Below are 20,457 nucleotides of genomic sequence, written 5' to 3' on the forward strand. Positions count from 1 at the left end.
GAATGAATTAGTTTGCAACAACGTTAACAAGTTTTCCAGGAACAACAATTACTTTACGAACCGTTTTCCCTTCAATTTGGTCTTGAATTGCTTCAAGTGCAAGTTGTTCCATTTCTTCTTTTGATGCGTCTTTACTCATTGTTAGTTTTGCGCGAACTTTACCCATAACTTGAACAACGATTTCAACTTCATCTTCTACAAGTTTAGACTCATCAAATGTTGGCCAGCTTGCATATGTGATTGTTTCATTGTATCCAAGCTTGCTCCATAGCTCTTCCCCGATATGAGGTGCAACTGGTGCAATCATTTTTAAGAAACCTTCTACATATTCTCTTGGAAGTGTTTCAGCTTTGTATGCATCGTTGATGAATACCATCATTTGAGAAATCGCTGTGTTGAAGCGAAGCTCTGCATAGTCTTCTGTTACTTTCTTCACTGTTTGGTGGTAAGCTTTTTCAAGCTCTTTATTTGGTGCGTCAGTAATTTTCTCACTTAATTCACCGTTATCTTGAACGAATAGACGCCATACGCGGTCTAGGAAACGACGAGCTCCGTCAAGACCATTTTCAGACCAAGCAATTGAAGCATCTAATGGACCCATGAACATTTCGTATAGACGAAGTGTATCTGCACCGTGGCTTGCTACGATATCATCAGGATTTACAACGTTACCTTTTGATTTACTCATTTTCTCGTTGTTTTCACCTAGAATCATACCTTGGTTGAATAATTGTTGGAACGGTTCTTTCGTTGGAACTACACCGATATCGTATAATACTTTATGCCAGAAACGAGCATATAGTAAGTGAAGTACAGCGTGCTCCGCTCCGCCGATATAAATATCAACTGGAAGCCATTGTTTTACTTTTTCAGGATCTACAAGTGCTTCGCTATTGTTTGGATCGATGTAACGTAGGTAATACCAACAGCTACCAGCCCATTGCGGCATTGTATTTGTTTCACGACGACCTTTTTTACCAGTCTCAGGATCAACAACATTTACCCACTCGTCAATGTTGGCAAGTGGTGATTCACCTGTACCTGAAGGACGGATGTTTTCTGTTTTCGGAAGAACTAATGGTAATTCCTCTTCTTTCACAGCTGTCATTGTACCATCTTCCCAGTGAATTACTGGAATTGGCTCACCCCAGTAACGTTGACGGCTGAATAACCAGTCACGTAGACGGTACGTTACTTTTTGATTTCCTGCGCTCGTTACTTCAAGCCATTCAATCATTTTTGCGATTGCTTCTTCTTTATTTAAACCATCAAGGAATGCTGAGTTTACGTGTGCACCATCACCTGTGTACACTTCTTTCGTAATATCTCCGCCTTTTACAACTTCCTTCATTGGAAGATTAAATACTGATGCGAATTCATAGTCACGCTCATCGTGAGCTGGAACTGCCATTACAGCACCTGTTCCGTAAGTTGCAAGAACATAGTCAGCAATCCAGATTGGTAATTTCTCACCGTTTACTGGGTTAACTGCGTAAGCACCAGTGAATACACCAGTTTTTTCTTTCGCAAGTTCTGTACGCTCTAGATCACTCTTCATTTTTACAGCGTTAATGTAAGCTTCTACCGCTTCTTTTTGTTCTGCTGTTGTGATTTCTGCAACAAGTGCATGTTCTGGAGCTAGTACACAGTATGTTGCACCAAATAATGTATCAGGGCGTGTTGTGAAAACTGTGAATTTCTCGTCTGTACCATCGATGTTGAAGTGTACTTCTGCACCTTCAGAACGACCGATCCAGTTACGTTGCATATCTTTTAAGCTTTCAGGCCAATCAAGCTCATCTAGATCTTCTAATAGACGATCTCCGTAAGCTGTAATTTTTAACATCCACTGTCTCATCGGACGACGCTCAACTGGATGTCCACCACGCTCACTCTTACCGTCAATGATTTCTTCGTTTGCAAGTACTGTACCAAGTGCTGGGCACCAGTTTACAGGTACTTCATCAACGTAAGCTAAGCCTTTTTCAAATAGTTTTAGGAAGATCCATTGCGTCCACTTATAGTAATTTGGATCTGTTGTATTTACTTCACGATCCCAATCGTAAGAGAAACCTAATGATTTAATTTGGTTACGGAACGTATTAATATTATGCTCTGTAAATTCAGCTGGGCTGTTTCCAGTATCAAGTGCATATTGCTCTGCTGGAAGACCGAATGCATCCCATCCCATTGGATGAAGAACGTTATATCCTTGCATACGCTTCATACGAGATAAAATATCTGTCGCTGTATAACCTTCTGGATGTCCTACGTGTAGGCCTGCACCTGATGGATATGGGAACATATCTAGTGCATAAAATTTTGGTTTTTCTGTCTCATCTGGCGTACGGAATGTTTTATTTTCTTCCCAGTACCCTTGCCACTTCTTCTCAATTTCTTGATGATTAAAGCTCATGAGATACCCTCCTTGAAATTATATTTATTTTCACCGCCCAAAATACAAAAAACCTCTCATCCCTAGAAAGGGACGAGAGGTTGTAGATTCCCGCGGTACCACCCTAAATTAATGTACAAATGTACATTCGCTTAGATCCGTAACGTGGATTAACGGCAATTGCTACTATTAATTTCACAACTGCAACTCAAAGGCGAGTTCATAACGAAACGTGGATTGACTTGCACCGACCGTCAACTCTCTAAACCAGCTTCTATTACTACTACTCCTTCTCACTGTTATTACACATATAAGTTACGTGAACTATCCTTCACCTAGTATCTCTTAAGAGCTTACTAAAGCGAGGACTTCTCGGTTAATCGTTACTCTTCATAACTAACGAATTCATCTTAAGACAGCCGAGCTATCTCCCTTGTTCTAAAGGTTGTTTTATTTAAATATATTCTAAAACATGTGAACATGTTCCGTCAAACTAAACTGCAATTTTTTCTTCAACTGTTTCTTCTACTTTTACTCGTTTATCATAAATACTTGTTGCTACAAGCGCTACTACAAGCATTACCATGATTGCTATAAACAATACTTCCATATTGTATAAATCAACAATTGCTCCGCCAACGACCGGTCCGAACATTTTCCCTACAGTCGCCGCACTATTTACGACCCCTTGATAAAATCCTAATTTATCTTTTGGTGCAAGTATATTTGCAATCGTTGGAACCGCAGGCCATACAAATAACTCACCAATTGTTAATGTTACCATCGCAACGAGGAACATCGTAAATTGCTGCGCTTGACTTAACACAATGAATGACGCCGCAAAAATGAAAATTCCAATCATAATTTGCTGTTTTAAGGAACGCTTCATCCAGCGAATTAACATACTAACAAGTGGCTGCGCACAAACGATCATTGCTCCGTTTATCGTCCATAATAAACTATAATGACGAAGACTAATGTTTAATTCCTGCATATGTGTTGCAATTGCACCTTGCCACTGTACGTATGTAACCCAGCATAAAGCATATGCTACACACACGATAAGAAGTGCTTTAAATCCAGGTGTAAGTGACCAACCTTTTTTCATTTCGACTTCTTTTTGTACTCCTGGCTCCTTCTTGTCCTCCATACCACGGAATCCAATAAAAGCAATTAAGAAGAAAACAAAGTATAAAATAAAGTTCGCTAAGAAAATATAATCAAAACGATACGAAGCAACTAATCCACCACACGCTGTTCCAATCGCAATACCAACGTTTTGTCCAACATACATCGCATTAAATGCTCGTCTTCCGCCCTCTGGCCAAACTGTACCGACCATCGCATACATCGATGGGAAGACCATTCCAGAACCGAAGCCGATTAACGCTAGCCACACAACGTATAACGGCCAACCGTGGAAGAACACAAGACCTAAAATTGATACAAGTGTAATCACAATCCCTACTAAAGTTGATTTATAACCGCCCCATTTATCAAATAAAACACCGCCGAGCAAGTTTCCGATTACACCGGTAAGCGAGTTGATCATTAATACCATTCCGGCCACAGATAAAGATTTTCCTAGGTGATCATGCAAATAAATTGTATTAAAAGGCCATAAAAAAGAAGCACCCGTGACATTAATAATCATCCCAGCTACTAATAGCCATACTTTCCTTGGCATAGCTTCCCCTCCTATTCTATTTTTTTCGTTCATATATAACAGTAAAATTGTAGTCGTTTTTAAATAGGAAGGCAACTGATTAATAGTTGATGAAATTCAGATAATAGTTCGTCGGTAAATGAATTTATATTGGTTGCTTCTTGGATTATATCAGCGATTATCAGAATATATCGGCGCAACTACAAATATATCAGCGATTATTAAAATATATCGACTTACCGACAAAAAACGACAACAGTAACAATATATAAAAGGGTAGACTGCATGAAATTTTCATGCAGTCTACCCTTATTTGTACTATCCAACTTCCTTTTCTCGCTTCACACGTTCTTTAGCACTCCATTTAAACACCTTATCTAGTAGCGAGTATATTCTCCCAGATTCTTTCGTTAACAAAGGTCCTAACGATGCTAATATTAAAACATACAAAGCTGAGAACGGTTTAATCGCTGCCATTAAGCCACCCGCAATTCCAATATTCGCGACGATAATAGAAAATTCTCCGCGTGATACAAGCGTTAAACCGATATTCGTAGAAGCCTTATGCGATAACCCAGCTTTACGCCCCGCAACCATTCCAGCAGTAAAATTACCGATAAGAGTAATGAAAACTGCTCCTAATGCCAACCACACTGCTCCGCCAAGTGAAAATGGGTCTATACTTAAACCGAAGCTGAAAAAGAATATAGCTCCAAAGAAATCACGAAACGGAACAACAAGCTGTTCAATTCGATCACTATGCTCTGTTTCAGAAAAGACGAGCCCCAATAATAATGCTCCAATCGCCTCCGCAACATGAATCGTTTCTGAAAATCCTGCTACAAAGAACAAAATAGCAAATATTACGATAATAAAAATTTCATTGGACGAAATATCTAACATTTTATTTAAAAATCGTGTAGCTTTTCTAGCAACTACAAAGAATAGTAGCATATACCCTACTGCGATTAAAATAGATGTAAGAGCACCTACAAATGACGTTGCCCCTCCGAGTACTAATCCTGAAACGACTGATAAATATACCGCTAAAAAGATATCATCAAACATAATGATTCCTAAAATTAGCTCCGTCTCTTTATTACCAGATCTTCTTAAATCAACAATTACTTTCGCAACAATTGCACTCGATGAAATTGTTATAATCCCAGCAATAATTAATGTTTCTAATAAGGGGAAACCCATTATATATCCGTAAAGTAAACCTAATATAAAATTAAGCGATATATGAACAGTTCCCCCAAAAGCAATTGATTTTCCTGATTTAATTAATTTTTTAATTGAGAATTCTAAACCTAAGTAAAATAGGAGGAATATGACGCCAACACGGCCGAGGAAGGAAATAACTTCTCCACTTTCAATAAATCTTAAATCGATAAACCCTAAATCTGGGGCATGAGGCCCCACTAGCATACCGAGTATAATAAGAAACGGGATAATCGAGAACTTTAACTTTGCAGCAAGAATAGCTGCAAAAGCGACTAATACTAACGCAGTTCCAACTTCAAAGATTAAAGTATCCATCGATTATGAATCCCCTCCTACTGAAAGCAACTCATTAATAATTCTTTTCACTTCATGTCTTTCACCTGATAATACGAGCATATCGCTAGCTTCAATGATAGAATCTGGGCCTGGATTAAAGAACTTCTTCATATTCTTTTTCAAAATGGCAATAATCGTTACGTTATATGTGTTTCGAACATGTAAACTACCAATTGTTTTTTGTACAACTGGTGCATTATTTTCCACCTTAAACCACTCAATTGATAATCCCTCAAAAGCCATTTCAATCGTATCTAAAGCTTGTGGTCTATATACCATTCCGCCCAATATAGCTGCAATTTGTCTCGCTTCAGAATCACGAAGAGAGACGCTTGAAATACTCTCTTCATGATCAGTATCAAAATGGTACATTTCTCTTCGGCCATCATCATGAATAACGATAACCATCTTTTCATTACCTTTTGTAATCACTTCAAACTTACATCCAATACCCGGCAGTTCACTCTCTCTAATATTCATATTTTCCGCCTCCTAATTTTTTAGTTACGGCTTTTATAAATCGACATCAATCTCCGTTTTAAAGCTCTCATCCTTTGAGATACCTAAATACTTTAGTGTCTCTGATGGAGTCGCGTGATGAAAATGTTTTTGCAATAGCGCAATCGCTATCCCTCTTTTGTAAGCATGAAATCCGAACGTTTTTCGCATTGAATTCGTTCCGATTTTACCAACAACTCCAACTGCTTCTGCAGCATTATGAATTACACGATACGCTTGTTGGCGCGTAATTGAATTTGGCGTTTTATTAGATTGAAATACGTAATTTTCTCTTTTAACGCCAATAGATTGTACGTAATCTAAAAGCGCTTCTTTTACTTTTGTATTTAAATAAATATCTTGTTTAAATTTTTCATCTTTCACAGGAAGAGCATAAAACTCTTTAACAGTCCCGTCTTCATTTAATACATCTTCAAATTTCATGCTAAGTAATTCTGTAATTTTTAATCCTGTGTTAATTCCAATAACAAATAAAAGATAATCTCGCTGGGAGTGCTCTTTTAAATATTTTTTCATAGCCTCAATTTGGCTTATATCTTTTAATGCCTCTACAACTTCCATACATGTATTCTCCTCATCTTATGAACGGTAATTTTCTCATTATGTTGTCCATTTTACCTTATCATGCTATGAGATTTCCATGTGTTATCCATTATTTTCACAATATACTCAGGTGGTTCTGAAAACTTTCAATGTGGAAACTTACGATTGTATAAATACGTTGCGGTAAAAAAATGTGGGGGTAAAAGTTCAGCTTTTTTCTACAGATTGGATTCCTCCTTTCCTTATCCAGCTGCTCCTACTTTTATATTACGTTACTTATTTACATTATATTATACATTTCAGTAACATTAAAGTGTTTTTTCTGAAAATAATAAAAACCGAGCGTTTTTGCTCGGTTTTTATTATTAATCTTCTTTCGGAAGAACAATTCCTTTATACAATTGAACTGTAATGAAGTAATAAATCGCATAAATAACTACGAAAATTACGATTGGTACCCAAATACGGAAGTACGGATCGATTAAAATAAATCCGAAAATATTCATACCAACTAATACGTGAGCGATACCCACAATTGCTGGGAATAAGAATACTAAGAATAACTCTTTATAAATTGATTTCGTTAATAACTCACGGCGCACACCGATTTTACGAAGCATTTGATAACGCGTAATATCTTTTGATGCACCAGAAAGAATTTTAAACATAAGGCAGCTTGCCATCATTGCTAAGAACGCAATTCCAAGGAAGAATCCCATAAATACTGTTCCACTCGCAATGCCATAGAACCCACTATAAGCTTGATATTTACTATCCATTTGTTCAGCTTTTACATTTTTATATTTATCTAGCTGCAACTCGTCAAGTTTTTTCCATTCTTTTTTATATGTTAAAAAATCATCTGTTTTTCCGATAAATGCTATACCATCTTTACCATTTATCCCATCGTACATTTTTTGATCTACAATTTTAATTGCATGATCATTGTATAAATAATATGGATGGATTGTACTAAAAGCATCTATCCATTCCGCTGAAAGTTCTTTAGTGTTCGCATCTTTTTGATTCATCTCTCTAGAAACTGCACCTACCGGTAGTTCCTCTGAAACTTTTTTCGTATTTACTAAATCCTTCATAGACTTCATCTTTGCCATATCTTTTACTAAAGGACGATTTTTCTCTAAATCTTCTTTTACATAGTAAACGTATTTATCATCAACTTTGTAACGATATTCGCTTTTCTCTTTAAATGTAATACCGTCTAAAACTTTCTTTTCTTCAGCTGTTGGATTATGAACTACTGAATCATATATTACTAAACCATCTACCATTTTTATAACGTTATTTTTAAACGCCATACCGCCCGAAATTGCACCAGCTCCAAGCGCAACTAACATTGCCACTGTTGCAAGCACTTTCGTTAAACTATTAATTCGGAAGTTTAATTGTGCAAATGTAAAAGCGTTAAGTCCTTTTTCACTACGCTTTTTATTACTCTTTAATTTTTTAATAATAACCGGGAGAAGTGAACTAAATAGCATATAAGTACCAGTTGTTGTCGTAATTAATGCAATAAGGATTCCCATCTCTTTTAGTTTTTCCATATAGATCATAGATGCATAACCTATACCTAATAAAAGAACAGCAAGGAATGCCACTACAACTGTCTTTTTACCTTTTACTGCAACACGCTCTGTTTGCGCATCTGCATGTACTAATTGCAATACAGAAATACGTGACAATTTAATACTGTTCATAATTGCTGATAATACAAATAGTGCAAAGAAGAAGATGCAAGTAACAGTCATAGATGGTAGATAAAATGCTTTATACCCTTCACCAGCAAATTCAAGCTGTTTCATTAATAACTGTCCAATACCTTCTGCAAGTCCTACTCCAACTGCAATCCCGATTGCAAGAGACGCAGCACCTAATACGATTGTTTCAATAAACATAAGTAATGTAACTTTATGTTTTTTCGCACCTAACATCATATACATACCGAACTCTTTTTGACGAAGAGATAATAAGAAAGAGTTTGCATATAAAATGTAGAAGAACGTTATAATTGCTAATAAAAATGATCCTGCTTGGAATACGAATCCAATAGATTTAATCACTGAATTAGATTCTAAAAATGCTTTATTCAGTGCTAACGTTTGGAACATGTAAAAAATTGAAATCGACATGACAAGACCGACAAGTAAGACGATATAATCTTTCAGCTTACTTTTCAGCCCCGACATGGAAAGTTTAAATAACATACTGGAACCTCCTTTCTTACGCCTTTTGTGTACCTAAATCTGCAAGTACATCTAAAATTTCTTTGTAGAACTCTTCACGCGTACCACCGCGATGAATTTCTTTATATAGCTCACCATCTTGAATGAATAAAATACGCTGACAGTAACTTGCACTATATGGATCATGCGTAACCATCATAATCGATACGCCTTGATCTTTATTTAAGTTTGTCATCGCATCAAGTAAACTCGTTGCATTTTTAGAATCAAGCGCTCCTGTTGGCTCGTCCCCTAAAATAATTGCCGGCTCATGCACAAGTGCACGCGCTGCTGCTGAACGTTGTTTCTGTCCACCAGATACTTCAGATGGATACTTTTGAAGAATTTCTGTAATCCCTAACATACCCGCTACTTTTTCTACTTTCGGTCCAATATTACGTGATGCGACACCTTGAAGAGAAAGTGGAAGTGCAATGTTTTCATAAATAGATAAGTTCTCTAATAAGTTAAAGTCTTGGAAGATGAATCCTAACTTTTGTGAACGGAAATCAGAAAGCTCACCTTGTTTCATTTTCGTAATATCTGTACCCGCAATTTCAACAACGCCGCCCGTTGCTTTATCAAGCGTTGAAATTACATTTAATAATGTCGTTTTACCAGAACCAGATGGTCCCATAATCCCAACAAACTCACCCTCTTGAATTGAGAATGAAACACCTTTTAACGCGTGTGATTGGTTCTCACCTTTTTTACCGTACACTTTTTGAACGTTTTTCACGTCTACAACTGGTTTCGTCATATATATCCTCCTACGCTTGTTTTTCCATTACCTATTTTGCGCCTTTTGGAGGTGAACTGCTATTTGTTAACATTACAATTACCTTACACTTTTGTAATATAAAGAAGGTGGGCGTGTAAGTTTGGCTTTTCATACTAGTTCGCATTTCGGCATAGTAAATCGGTAAATGAAATTATATCGGCGATTTTTCAAATATATCAGCGGTTCTTACACTTTTATCAGCGATTTTTCAAATATATCGGCGATTCTTACACTTTTATCAGCGATTACCAAAATATATCGACTTATCGACAAAAGATGACAATAAAAATAGGCTGTTCCGCGAAAGGAACAGCCCACTGATTAAAGTTTCACTTTATTTCTTTAAAGGTGTTACCGTCCAGTACGTAATAACACGCCAAACCCATTCTAATGGACCCATTTTAAAGATTTTCATCCAAATTACACTAAACACAATTTGAATTGCATAAATTGCGATACATACATATAGCGTCTGCATGTATGTTAAGTTACCTGCAAAGTTAAATACACTACCAGCGATTAAAATCATTGCCGTTTGTCCGATATAATTTGTTAAAGCCATACGACCGTAGTATTTCAATGGTGCTAATAATGTTTGAACTGGTTTTAACTGAAGTAATAAAATTAATGCTCCTACATAGAAAGCTGAAATAATTGGTCCAACAGTAATACCAATTTTTAGAAAATGGCTTGCAGCATCCATTGTTCCATCTTCATTCATCAATATCATATTTACAAATGGGCCAGCAGGCACGTGTCCATATTGATACCATACAGCTGCCACACTTAAAACAAACATAATGCCTGTAAAAATAGCGACTTGCTTTATGTTTTTTGAAAGATTTTCAAATACACGATATTGTCCTGCAGCAAGACCTAATAAAATTAAACCAAGTGGTAATAGTTCTTTAACACCCATTACACTAAAGGCTATTGTCAAAATAAGACCAATTACTAAGTTCGCTTGTTTTTTCGCTTTATAAAACGGTAAAACGATTAATCCGCAAATTGCATATAACGTTAACGCTTCTCCAGGCTGAAACATGTAATGAATCAAACCAAAAATAAATAATGCAACTACGCGGCGGAAAAATAGAACATATCCATTTTTCCCTTTCGCAATCGCTCTTGTAATGAAGATATAGAATCCCACTCCAAATAAGAATGAGAAAATCGAGAAGAAACGACCTTCTACAAATAAGTATAGAAACCTTTGATAGCTAGCATCTACTGTATTAGGATCTGGAGTTTTAATATTAAGTAGTGCTAAAATATTTACTAAAATAATCCCCAGTAATGCGAAGCCACGAATGTAATCTAACTCATCAATTCGTTTGTTTGTAATATTGTTCCCCATAAGCAACTCCTTGTCCAAAATTTAATCCTCCCTTACTCTACTGGAAAAGGACAATTACAACTATCGGCAAACCTTACAGAAATCTTACATTATTGTCATATAGCAAAATAAAACCAGGTCATATTTCGACCTGGTTTACTCTGATTGTTTTGATTTTTGAGGTTGTCCTTTTTTACTATTACGCTGTTTTACTTGAACAATGGGATCAAGTTCATTCGAAAACTCAGCGTTATGTCCATTTTGTGTTTTTTGCTCTGGATTATTTTGATCTGAACGTTTCGCCATTACATTCACTCCTTCTTAGTGCGGTGTAATAATCATTTGATGTTGCAATTGGCGAATTGCCATGCGTGCTCTATTTAGCTGCTCACGTTGCTCATCATTCGCATGTTGTTGCATCGTTTGTAAATCGTTATATGCTTGTTCTAATTGTAACTGCGCATCTGAATACTCCATCGTATTGTAATGCTCTTGTCTCATGCCTTGGTCTAATTGTTCTTTCGCATATTCCACAGCTTGTTCCGCTTGTGTAATATACGATTCAAGTGATTGACGCTCTGCCATAATTGTCCCTCCTTGCTTCAATTCCCCTTTAGTGTGTCCCTTCCATCTCCACCTTATGAGTATGTTATAATGGATTTTGTTTCATTTTGACTCGGCTTAGGAGGGAAAGTAATGAAGGTTCAAAACCCTTTTCCATATACAAACGACAATAAACGTTATCATACATGGAATTACCATTTACGAAATGAATTTGGTGAAAAAATCTTTAAAGTCTCATTAGATGCTGGCTTCGATTGTCCGAATCGTGACGGTACAGTTGCTTACGGCGGTTGTACATTTTGCAGTGCCGCTGGATCTGGTGACTTCGCCGGTGATCGCCGCGATGATGTTATAACGCAATATCATGAAATGAAAGAAAAAATGCGCTCTAAGTGGAAAGATGGAAAATGTATCGCTTATTTCCAAGCGTACACAAATACACATGCACCACTTGAAGTGTTAAAAGAAAAATTCGAACCGCTTCTAGCAGAAAAAGACGTTGTCGGTCTTTCTATCGCAACTCGTCCAGATTGTTTACCAGATGATGTTGTTGAATATTTAGCGGACTTAAATAAACGCACATACCTTTGGGTTGAACTCGGTTTACAAACTGTTCACGAACGAACTGCAAACCTTATTAATCGCGCTCACGATTATCCGTCTTACGTGGAAGGCGTAAATAAATTACGTAAGCACGGCATTAAAGTTTGCTCTCATATTATTAACGGTCTTCCACTTGAAGATTACGACATGATGATGGAAACAGCTCGTGAAGTAGCGAAACTTGATGTACAAGGAATTAAAATCCACTTACTTCACTTATTAAAAGGAACGCCAATGGTGAAGCAATATGAAAAAGGACAACTCGAATTCCTTTCTCTTGAGGATTACGTAAGTCTCGTTGTTGACCAACTTGAAATTATTCCAGAAGACGTAATTGTGCACCGTATCACAGGTGACGGCCCACCTGATTTAATGATTGGTCCAATGTGGAGCTTAAATAAATGGGAAGTATTAAATTCCATCGATGCAGAATTTGTACGCCGCGGAAGCTGGCAAGGAAAATATGCAAATGAGGAGAAACAACAATGAAATTAGAACGTGTATTACCGTTTGCTCGCACACTGCTGCAAACGGCTGTTAAAGAAGGCGACTACGCTGTAGATGCAACACTTGGAAATGGTCATGACACTTGCTTCCTAGCTGAAATTGTTGGGGATAGCGGAAAAGTATTTGGATTTGATATTCAAAAAGAGGCGATTGAAAGCTCAACAACTCGTCTAAAAGAAAAAGAACTTTTTGAACGTACTGTTTTAGTTCACGATAGTCACGATACACTTCTATCCGTACTACCAGAAGACGCAAAAGGAAAAGTAACAGGCGCTATCTTCAACTTAGGTTACCTTCCTGGCGGTGACAAGCATATCGTTACAAAACCGAACTCAACAATTTCGGCAATTGAACAATTACTAGAAGTAATGGCACCTGAAGGAATCATCGTCCTCGTCATTTACCACGGACACCCAGAAGGACAAGTAGAACGCGACGCTGTTCTCAAATTTGCAGAAGAGCTAGACCAAAAACAAGCTCACGTACTGCGATATGGCTTCATTAACCAGCAAAATAACCCGCCATTTATTGTGGCGATTGAGAAACGATAAAGTGAAACTTTAATCAATGGGGGGAATCCCCTACTGATTATTAGTTGAACCAATCGGGCATTTATGGGCAGTTTATCCCCCACCTAACTTCTTTGCTCCAACTGAATTTTAAGGTGGGAGTTTTACTGCCCGTTAATGCGGGGTAATATATCAACGATTTTTTCGATATATCGACGATTCGACAAAACATAACAAAAAAAGACGTGCACTCATTGCACGTCTTTTTGTTATTCTCCTATATAATGGATATATACACTATTTAAAGAAAGAAGGATAGAACTTTGCTAGTAGAACTAAGGGGAATTCAAAAGAAGTATGGAAAATCGCTTATACTAGACAACATTGATTTATCCATTCCAGAAGGAGAAGCACTCGCTATTGTTGGCGGGAACGGGACTGGAAAAAGTACTCTACTCAAAATAATTGCAGGCTTTATTTCACCTACGGCAGGGACAATTCAAAGGAAAGAACATATACAAATCGGTTATGTACCTGAACATTTTCCTGAAGGAATTCGTTTTACATTAGAGGATTATCTATTTCATCTCGGCCACATTCACGGTTTATCAACAAAATATGTAAAAGATAAAATTCCGCTGCTTCTTCAATCTTTTCACCTACATCATGCAAGGCATTCCGTTGTACGAAACTTTTCAAAAGGCATGAAACAAAAAACAGGCATTATGCAAGCATTACTTACGGACGTACATTTATTAATTTTAGACGAACCTCTTTCTGGGCTCGATCCGAACTCTCAACAAGAACTAGAACATATTTTACTATCATTAAAACAACAAGGTATATCTATACTCTTCACATGTCATGAAAAACAACTATTAGAAAACTTCGCCGATAGAATTGTGACGTTAACAAATCATACAATTGCAGAAAATATCTCTGCACAAAAAGGAGCAGAACAAGTCTATATTGAGGCAATCGTTCACGAAACATTCTCAGCGATAGAACTACAAAAGCAATCCGGTTTTATACACGTTGCACACAATGCAAATCAAAATCTTATTCAATTACAAATCGAAAAAGAATATACAAACGAAATGCTTCAGTTTTTATTACATAAAAAAGCATCTATCACACTGCTACAACCTAACTTTTAAATCGAAAGAAGGTTTATTATGTTCGCGCTTATTCGTTACCATTTTCTCGACTATACAAAATCGTATAAGTACATCCCTCCTATTGCGATGTACTTTGTGAGCTTGCTTTTTGTATATACATATAAACCGACTCCTATTGTACCGACATATTTAGAAACAGCACTCGCACTTTATTTATTATCTGCCTGGATTACGGTCACAATTTTTCATACTGAAGACCCTGTACAAGAACAAATTACTATTTCTCACACAAATAATATTTCCGCACTATATGTGGGTAAATATATTACGGCTCTTCTCATTTGTACTGTATTATCTTTTATATCCGTAATCTATCCAATTATTTTGCAAATGTTTAATGAAAAAATGACAGTTTCTTTATTTCTAGTCGGATTTCTCTCTCACATGTCTTTCTCTATACTAGGAATTTCAATCGCAACATTATTTACTAGAAATATGATTCAAAAAGCAGGCACTGCTTGGCTTAGCCTTACCTTTATATTGCTTATAACGATCGCATCTATCCGGTTTAAAAAAGAGTTATTATGGTTTTTACCACCTGTCGAAAGCTTTCTAATGCTTGGCCAATACAAATATAATATACTGACTCACACACTATGGCTCACAGCTTGGGCTATCGTATATTCATTTTTATTATTTACCTTATTTCTTTTTATCGTTCGCAAAAAACGTTTTTAATTACATATTAAAGGAGACGAGACAATGATCGGAATACTAGCAGGAATGGGGCCAAAATCAACCGGACCATTCGTCGATACAGTTGTAGCAGAATGCCAAACAATATACGGAGCAAAGCATGATATGGACTTTCCTCATATGATGATTTATTCATGCCCAACACCGTTTTACATGGATCGCCCTATTGATCACGAAGCGATGAAAAAAGCGATTATTGAAGGAGCACAAAAACTTGAAAGTACTGGCGCAAGCTTTATCGCTATGCCGTGCAATACGGCGCATCTTTATTTTAAAGAATTACAGCGTTCTCTTTCTATCCCGATTTTAAATATAGTTGACGAAACGTTAAAAGCAATTCCTGAAACTGCAAAAAGAGTCGCTCTTCTTGCAACGGAAGCGACAGTTCAAGCTGGTATTTATCAAGACGGGATTGCAAAACGGAATATAGAATACATTCATTATGAAAAATGGCAAACGATGATTAATCAAATTATTACGTATATTAAAAGCGGAGAAGTTGAAGAAGCTCGCAAATTATGGAGCGCACTCGTTGTGCAATTGAAGGATGAAGTAGATACCGCAATTATCGCATGTACTGATTTGAATGTGGTGGCGAGTGAGGATTTTGTTGATTCCTCTCAATGTCTTGCGAAAGCGGTTGTTAGGATGTACTTATCAAATATAAAGAGATCTTCATAAACATAAAAAACACTCCTTCTAAAATGTGTTTTCTGTTTAATAAAAATCCCACAAACTTTTAACTTTCTTCACAATTCTTTCAAAGTAATCACACTTAATCTCGCTATATTAAATAAGTAGTTATTCATATAGGGAAGGTTAGGGGAACTGAAAGTATGAAAGTAAATCGTTCGCTTCATTACATTTTTTGGCGTTGGCATTTTTATGCTGGGCTTTTTATTACGCCGCTTCTTATTACGTTGTCACTAAGCGGAATTGGGTATTTATTTCGGGAGGAAGTTGAAGATTTCATCTATAAAGATTTATATTTTGGGAAGAGCGCCCAAACAGAATCTATTTCGATGGCTGATTCTATTTCCTTAACAGAAAAAAAATATCCACATTATAGCGTGGCGAAAATTAGTGAGTTTAATGGGGATTATAATACGAGACTTACGATTACAAATGAATATACAGGGCAACAAAAGTATGTGTATTTAGATAGCAATAATCAAATTGTCGGAGATCAAAACGCAAGTGAAACGTTTGCCAATATAATGCGGGAATTACATAGTTCTCTTTTAGTTGGTGGCACTGTCATCAACTATACTGTAGAACTTGCGGCGTGCTGGACAATCTTTTTAATTGTAACTGGTTTGTATATGAGTATACGACAGTTCAAAAACACACCAGTATCCAATAAGCGAGAAAAAGCAAAACGACGTCATTCTATTATCGGTATTATATTTACAATTCCACTCGTTCTGCTAGTCGCATCTGGATTGCCATGGTCAGGATTTATGGGTAACCAAATTTATAAAATTGCGTCGTCGAATGAATCGCTCGGATATCCGAAATTGTATATGGCGCCGCCTGAATCAAAGGTAAAAGAATTGCCATGGGCAACAAGAAAAGAAGCTCCTCCTGAATCGGATTCAAATGAACCGAAAGCTATTTCTGTCGATGAATTACAAAAAGGAATTGAAATAAAGAAGCCATACGTTATCTCACTACCAGCTGATCCGAAAGGTGTATTCACTGTTTCGAAATCGAGCGGTTCTGGTATTACAGGTATGCATGTTGCACCAAATGAAGAGATAACAGCTTACTTTGATCAATATAGCGGAAAGCTTATTTCCAAAACGGACTATCGTGATTATGGATTACTTGCACAATGGTTCACTTACGGCATCCCGCTTCATGAAGGACATTTATTTGGATGGCCAAATAAAATATTATGCTTACTAACAACATTATCTCTACTACTTCTTATTTATTACGGAGTAAAAATGTGGTTAGCAAGAAAGCCGAAAGGAAAATTAGCAGCACCTCCAAAACAAAGAGATAAGAACAGTATATTCGTTTTCTTTATCATGATGGTTATACTGGGCGCTGTCATGCCTTTATTTGGATTATCTGTATTAGTGATTTTTGCGATTGAACTTCTTATATATGTATTTTCAAAAATACAATCATAATGAAAAGAAAACCACTCTACATGAGTGGTTTTCTTCATCACTGCGCTGTTTTCTTTCGGTACATCTTCCCGTTCCAATAGAAGAATCGTGAAGTAAGGCCTCCGTACTTTACAATGCGCCGTGCCATTTTATGCATATTCTTTTGTGCTGATACTTTTTGATCTGATAAATAAATACCAAGTAACCCTCGGCTTATAAGGCGATGAAACTTCGCATGAGGCAAATCACCAATGCTCTTCTCCGCTTCTTCTACAAAATGTTTCATACGATCTAATATCGCTTGCTCGTTTTCGTAATAACTACAGAAATTCAAATCTCCGCCTATACGGTCTTCTTCTTGATCAATGAAATAATCAAGTAAGATATGAAGCCCTTGTACGTAAGGGAAGTATCCTTGTCTAATTTTCGCAATATCTTCATCATGTAATTCATCATGAAAGGCATATGCGACAAGACAGAAGATTCCAAGCGTAGAACCGGCACATGCTGAAAATTCAAACCAACTCATCTCTGGTAAGTTTTCTTTATGCGCTTCAAACCACTTTTGTAATCGTGGTTCTCTTTCTTCTAATTTTACATGTTTATGAATTTGTAAATCACAATAATAACAAGCAAGTTCATGAAGAACAGGAGCAATTTTGTCATAGTGCTTCGTTTTCTTTAAAACATCTTGGCATGTTTCAACAAGTTCATCTAAATAACCACCATCATCTTGATCATCACGATAACGATAATAATTACCGCCGCCTTCTACTTCAGGTGATAATGCCATTAACATCGATTCATGCAGTGCGGCAAAATCATTTGGATCAAGTGATGTACTGCGATCACATAAATTATCTAAATAGTCGCTGATCGTTTGATACGCTACGATAAAACGAATACATTCTTCTCGGTGTTCATTTGCTAGCAGAGCTAAAATGCCACCGCCCTCACAATGAAACGTTTTATGCTCAATACTTGCGATTGCCTGACTATGAAGCTCATCGTTCGGAATATGGTAGGCACGCTCTTTCCACATCGCTAGCTCATGGTGTACAACCGGAAACACATCACGGTATACTTTCGCCATGAGCGTTATGGGATTACTCGGTACGTTCACTTCTTCCTTCATCTCCTCTATTAAATGTACAAATAATGATTTATTTGTTTGTTTTTACTATATTATTGACATGCATTTCAGTAAATGACTGAATATAACTCAAAATTTCATCACGCTCATACTCATTTAATAGCTCGTGATAACAATTCGGCCATTCTTTAAAAGCCTTATCACTTATTTTAACATTATCAAACCAAGTGCGGACACGTGTTTTATCTACAAGTTTATCCTCACAAGCTTGCATTAGCAAGAGCGGAACATCTGGAAAATCATCTATTTTTTTATGAGCAATTTCGATAGACTTAATCAATTCACTATACCAACGTACTGATACTTTGCGCAAGAACAAAGAATCATTCTCCATTGCATCTCTCACTTCATGGTTACGTGTTGACATTTCCACCGTAAGATTCGTTGCAAATTGCAATTTTGGAGCCACAACATTTAATATTTTTGAAGCAAATTGAAGCGGAGCAGAGGGTCCAGTCACTACCCCTAAACAAGGCGAACTCAAAATAATACCCTCTACATCTTCTCTCTTCGTTTCTTGCATCATACGAATGACAATAAGACCACCCATACTATGACCGAATAGAAAAATAGGTAACCTATACTTTCTTGCTTCTTTCACCCATAATTTAACTTCCTCTATGTATTCATCAAATGAATCAATATGTCCTCTATTTCTTGAAGTCGTTCCATGTGACGGAAGATCCCCCATCACGACGTGGTAGCCGATATGATTCCACATTTCCGCAACGGCTTCGTAACGTCCGTGATATTCCATTGCGCCGTGCACAATAACAATGACAGCCTTTGCTTCCTCCGCTTCATAATTCCACATACGGCTCTCCTCCATTTCACTCTTTCTCATAATTTGATACACTAAAACTAGTCTCTAGGAAAGGAAGACTTTACATGATATATCCTTACAAAGAAAAAAATCCGAAAATTGCGAGTAGTGCTTTTATCGCTGACTATGTTACGATTACAGGCGATGTTTCCGTTGGCGAGGAATCAAGTATTTGGTTTAATACAGTCATCCGTGGTGATGTGTCACCGACAATCATTGGAGACCGAGTAAATGTACAAGACCAATGTACACTTCACCAAAGCCCGCAGTATCCTCTTATTTTAGAAGACGACGTAACAATTGGGCATCAAGTCATTTTACATAGTTGCCATATTAAGAAAGATGCTTTAATTGGAATGGGATCTATTATATTAGATGGTGCTGAAATTGGCGAAGGAGCTTTTATCGGCGCTGGAAGCCTCGTTTCACAAGGAAAGAAAATTCCACCAAACACGTTAGCTTTCGGTCGTCCCGCGAAAGTCATTCGTGAATTAACAGAAGAAGACCGTAAAGATATGGAGCGTATTCGCACGCAATACGTTGAAAAAGGTCAATATTATAAATCATTACAGAAGTAAATTTCCGCTGCCATAAGATTGGCAGCTTTTTTTATATAAAATCTAACTTTTTCTTTACAAAACATTATTACTCCCTCAACAAAATCTTATTAAAATAAAAGCTAATATCTCCATATATATGTAGATGAGGGAGGAGAATTTTCATGAAGGTCAGTGGATTATATAAAATAGAATGTTACATTTTCAGAGGAATTAACCGCTACTTTGATCAAAAAACATTAAATATCTTTTTCAGCAATATTACTCATATCGGTGGCGCGACTTTCTCCATCGCACTCACACTTTTCTTTTTAATTTTCGCAAAGGGAACTTTGCATCAAGCTGCAATTGCAACTGCTATTTCGTTAGCAATTAGCCATATTCCTGTGCAAATATTAAAAAGGTGGTATCCGCGAAAACGTCCTTATTTAACAATTCAGGATGCAAAATATCCAGTCCATCCATTAAAAGACCACTCTTTCCCGTCTGGTCATACAACAGCCGTTTTCTCTGTCTTCATTCCATTTATTTGCTATAATCCAAGCTTACTTGCTTTCCTATTACCGTTAGCATTATGCGTCGGTATTTCACGTATTTATTTAGGACTTCACTATCCGTCAGATGTATTCGTCGGTATGTGCCTTGGCACTTGCTCTGGCATCATCTCTTTTTATCAATTCATCCCACTTTTCACATAAAGGAGT

At 36.8% G+C, this 20,457-nt stretch carries 20 protein-coding genes and 1 other annotated feature; of the genes, 8 read left to right on the forward strand and 12 right to left on the reverse strand.

Annotated elements, in window-relative coordinates; genetic code table 11:
* Positions 1 to 7 precede the first annotated feature (7 nt).
* The 10 genes from leuS to EBQ15_RS04335 form a co-directional block, all read right to left on the reverse strand.
* Complete coding sequence (gene leuS / locus EBQ15_RS04285) at positions 8 to 2,416, reverse strand: leucine--tRNA ligase (RefSeq protein WP_000009464.1); 2,409 nt, start codon at positions 2,414 to 2,416, stop codon at positions 8 to 10.
* 65 nt (positions 2,417 to 2,481) lie between these two features.
* Positions 2,482 to 2,701, reverse strand: a binding site (T-box leader).
* 187 nt (positions 2,702 to 2,888) lie between these two features.
* Entirely contained in the window at positions 2,889 to 4,082 is a 1,194-nt protein-coding gene (locus EBQ15_RS04290; RefSeq protein ID WP_001137555.1) for an MDR family MFS transporter, read from the reverse strand.
* Positions 4,083 to 4,379: 297 nt separating this feature from the next.
* Positions 4,380 to 5,603 carry a cation:proton antiporter gene (locus tag EBQ15_RS04295; protein ID WP_000380162.1) on the reverse strand — a complete coding sequence of 408 codons (1,224 nt, stop codon included), beginning with the start codon at positions 5,601 to 5,603 and terminating at the stop codon, positions 4,380 to 4,382.
* Between the two features lie 3 nt (positions 5,604 to 5,606).
* Positions 5,607 to 6,104 (reverse strand): cation:proton antiporter regulatory subunit, encoded by a 498-nt coding sequence (locus tag EBQ15_RS04300; RefSeq protein ID WP_001026057.1) that lies wholly within the window; start codon positions 6,102 to 6,104, stop codon positions 5,607 to 5,609.
* Between the two features lie 33 nt (positions 6,105 to 6,137).
* On the reverse strand, positions 6,138 to 6,704 hold the full coding sequence (locus EBQ15_RS04305) for a tyrosine-type recombinase/integrase (protein ID WP_000454205.1): 567 nt from the start codon (positions 6,702 to 6,704) through the stop codon (positions 6,138 to 6,140).
* Between the two features lie 347 nt (positions 6,705 to 7,051).
* Positions 7,052 to 8,911 (reverse strand): FtsX-like permease family protein, encoded by a 1,860-nt coding sequence (locus EBQ15_RS04315; protein ID WP_000897804.1) that lies wholly within the window; start codon positions 8,909 to 8,911, stop codon positions 7,052 to 7,054.
* 16 nt (positions 8,912 to 8,927) lie between these two features.
* Positions 8,928 to 9,689, reverse strand: coding sequence for an ABC transporter ATP-binding protein (locus EBQ15_RS04320; protein ID WP_000165838.1), 762 nt, complete (start codon positions 9,687 to 9,689; stop codon positions 8,928 to 8,930).
* A gap of 355 nt (positions 9,690 to 10,044) precedes the next feature.
* The gene (locus EBQ15_RS04325; protein ID WP_002001221.1) at positions 10,045 to 11,067 is read right to left on the reverse strand and encodes a DUF418 domain-containing protein; all 1,023 of its coding nucleotides are present in this window, start codon (positions 11,065 to 11,067) and stop codon (positions 10,045 to 10,047) included.
* A 135-nt stretch (positions 11,068 to 11,202) separates the two neighbouring features.
* Positions 11,203 to 11,352: a hypothetical protein gene (locus tag EBQ15_RS04330; protein WP_001129340.1), complete on the reverse strand. Its 150-nt coding sequence runs from the start codon at positions 11,350 to 11,352 to the stop codon at positions 11,203 to 11,205.
* A 15-nt stretch (positions 11,353 to 11,367) separates the two neighbouring features.
* Entirely contained in the window at positions 11,368 to 11,631 is a 264-nt protein-coding gene (locus tag EBQ15_RS04335; RefSeq protein WP_000840869.1) for a YtzC family protein, read from the reverse strand.
* Between the two features lie 111 nt (positions 11,632 to 11,742).
* Between EBQ15_RS04335 and mnmL the strand changes: the two genes are divergently transcribed.
* The 6 genes from mnmL (at position 11,743) to EBQ15_RS04375 (ending at position 17,241) form a co-directional block, all read left to right on the forward strand.
* Positions 11,743 to 12,702, forward strand: a complete 960-nt coding sequence (gene mnmL / locus EBQ15_RS04340; RefSeq protein WP_000868030.1) for a tRNA modification radical SAM protein MnmL/YtqA — start codon at positions 11,743 to 11,745, stop codon at positions 12,700 to 12,702.
* Complete coding sequence (gene mnmM / locus EBQ15_RS04345; protein WP_000764497.1) at positions 12,699 to 13,271, forward strand: tRNA 5-(aminomethyl)-2-thiouridylate-methyltransferase MnmM; 573 nt, start codon at positions 12,699 to 12,701, stop codon at positions 13,269 to 13,271. Before mnmL ends, mnmM begins: the two co-directional genes overlap by 4 nt.
* A 281-nt stretch (positions 13,272 to 13,552) precedes the next feature.
* Positions 13,553 to 14,386: an ABC transporter ATP-binding protein gene (locus EBQ15_RS04355; protein WP_000959736.1), complete on the forward strand. Its 834-nt coding sequence runs from the start codon at positions 13,553 to 13,555 to the stop codon at positions 14,384 to 14,386.
* Positions 14,387 to 14,404: 18 nt separating this feature from the next.
* Positions 14,405 to 15,085, forward strand: coding sequence for a hypothetical protein (locus tag EBQ15_RS04360; RefSeq protein WP_000457744.1), 681 nt, complete (start codon positions 14,405 to 14,407; stop codon positions 15,083 to 15,085).
* Between the two features lie 24 nt (positions 15,086 to 15,109).
* Positions 15,110 to 15,784, forward strand: a complete 675-nt coding sequence (locus EBQ15_RS04365; protein WP_000579317.1) for an aspartate/glutamate racemase family protein — start codon at positions 15,110 to 15,112, stop codon at positions 15,782 to 15,784.
* Between the two features lie 155 nt (positions 15,785 to 15,939).
* Entirely contained in the window at positions 15,940 to 17,241 is a 1,302-nt protein-coding gene (locus EBQ15_RS04375) for a PepSY-associated TM helix domain-containing protein (protein ID WP_000867812.1), read from the forward strand.
* A 37-nt stretch (positions 17,242 to 17,278) separates the two neighbouring features.
* Here EBQ15_RS04375 and EBQ15_RS04380 read toward each other — a convergent pair whose 3' ends face one another.
* A complete protein-coding gene (locus tag EBQ15_RS04380; RefSeq protein ID WP_001102467.1) occupies positions 17,279 to 18,343 on the reverse strand; it encodes a tetraprenyl-beta-curcumene synthase family protein in 1,065 nt (354 codons plus the stop codon).
* A 40-nt stretch (positions 18,344 to 18,383) separates the two neighbouring features.
* Positions 18,384 to 19,187, reverse strand: a complete 804-nt coding sequence (locus EBQ15_RS04385) for an alpha/beta hydrolase (RefSeq protein WP_000267421.1) — start codon at positions 19,185 to 19,187, stop codon at positions 18,384 to 18,386.
* A 74-nt stretch (positions 19,188 to 19,261) separates the two neighbouring features.
* On the opposite strand from EBQ15_RS04385, the gene EBQ15_RS04390 reads away from it, so the two are divergent.
* Both EBQ15_RS04390 and EBQ15_RS04395 read left to right on the forward strand, forming a co-directional pair.
* Positions 19,262 to 19,774: a gamma carbonic anhydrase gene (locus EBQ15_RS04390; protein WP_000640206.1), complete on the forward strand. Its 513-nt coding sequence runs from the start codon at positions 19,262 to 19,264 to the stop codon at positions 19,772 to 19,774.
* Positions 19,775 to 19,917: 143 nt separating this feature from the next.
* The gene (locus EBQ15_RS04395; protein WP_000868592.1) at positions 19,918 to 20,451 is read left to right on the forward strand and encodes a phosphatase PAP2 family protein; all 534 of its coding nucleotides are present in this window, start codon (positions 19,918 to 19,920) and stop codon (positions 20,449 to 20,451) included.
* The last annotated feature ends 6 nt before the right edge of the window (positions 20,452 to 20,457 follow it).

The organism is Bacillus sp. 2D03, assembly GCF_003946765.1.
Taxonomy (GTDB): domain Bacteria; phylum Bacillota; class Bacilli; order Bacillales; family Bacillaceae_G; genus Bacillus_A; species Bacillus_A cereus.

Bases quoted from the DNA above. Each gene is read 5' to 3' on its own strand.
- EBQ15_RS04320 (WP_000165838.1), bottom strand. From the start codon at position 9,689: ATGACGAAACCAGTTGTAGACGTGAAAAACGTTCAAAAAGTGTACGGT.
- EBQ15_RS04395 (WP_000868592.1), top strand. From the start codon at position 19,918: ATGAAGGTCAGTGGATTATATAAAATAGAATGTTACATTTTCAGAGGA.
- EBQ15_RS04365 (WP_000579317.1), top strand. From the start codon at position 15,110: ATGATCGGAATACTAGCAGGAATGGGGCCAAAATCAACCGGACCATTC.
- mnmM (WP_000764497.1), top strand. From the start codon at position 12,699: ATGAAATTAGAACGTGTATTACCGTTTGCTCGCACACTGCTGCAAACG.
- EBQ15_RS04335 (WP_000840869.1), bottom strand. From the start codon at position 11,631: ATGGCAGAGCGTCAATCACTTGAATCGTATATTACACAAGCGGAACAA.
- EBQ15_RS04385 (WP_000267421.1), bottom strand. From the start codon at position 19,187: ATGTGGAATTATGAAGCGGAGGAAGCAAAGGCTGTCATTGTTATTGTG.
- EBQ15_RS04375 (WP_000867812.1), top strand. From the start codon at position 15,940: ATGAAAGTAAATCGTTCGCTTCATTACATTTTTTGGCGTTGGCATTTT.
- EBQ15_RS04360 (WP_000457744.1), top strand. From the start codon at position 14,405: ATGTTCGCGCTTATTCGTTACCATTTTCTCGACTATACAAAATCGTAT.
- EBQ15_RS04290 (WP_001137555.1), bottom strand. From the start codon at position 4,082: ATGCCAAGGAAAGTATGGCTATTAGTAGCTGGGATGATTATTAATGTC.
- mnmL (WP_000868030.1), top strand. From the start codon at position 11,743: ATGAAGGTTCAAAACCCTTTTCCATATACAAACGACAATAAACGTTAT.
- EBQ15_RS04295 (WP_000380162.1), bottom strand. From the start codon at position 5,603: ATGGATACTTTAATCTTTGAAGTTGGAACTGCGTTAGTATTAGTCGCT.
- EBQ15_RS04325 (WP_002001221.1), bottom strand. From the start codon at position 11,067: ATGGGGAACAATATTACAAACAAACGAATTGATGAGTTAGATTACATT.
- EBQ15_RS04390 (WP_000640206.1), top strand. From the start codon at position 19,262: ATGATATATCCTTACAAAGAAAAAAATCCGAAAATTGCGAGTAGTGCT.
- EBQ15_RS04330 (WP_001129340.1), bottom strand. From the start codon at position 11,352: ATGGCGAAACGTTCAGATCAAAATAATCCAGAGCAAAAAACACAAAAT.
- EBQ15_RS04300 (WP_001026057.1), bottom strand. From the start codon at position 6,104: ATGAATATTAGAGAGAGTGAACTGCCGGGTATTGGATGTAAGTTTGAA.
- leuS (WP_000009464.1), bottom strand. From the start codon at position 2,416: ATGAGCTTTAATCATCAAGAAATTGAGAAGAAGTGGCAAGGGTACTGG.
- EBQ15_RS04315 (WP_000897804.1), bottom strand. From the start codon at position 8,911: ATGTTATTTAAACTTTCCATGTCGGGGCTGAAAAGTAAGCTGAAAGAT.
- EBQ15_RS04305 (WP_000454205.1), bottom strand. From the start codon at position 6,704: ATGGAAGTTGTAGAGGCATTAAAAGATATAAGCCAAATTGAGGCTATG.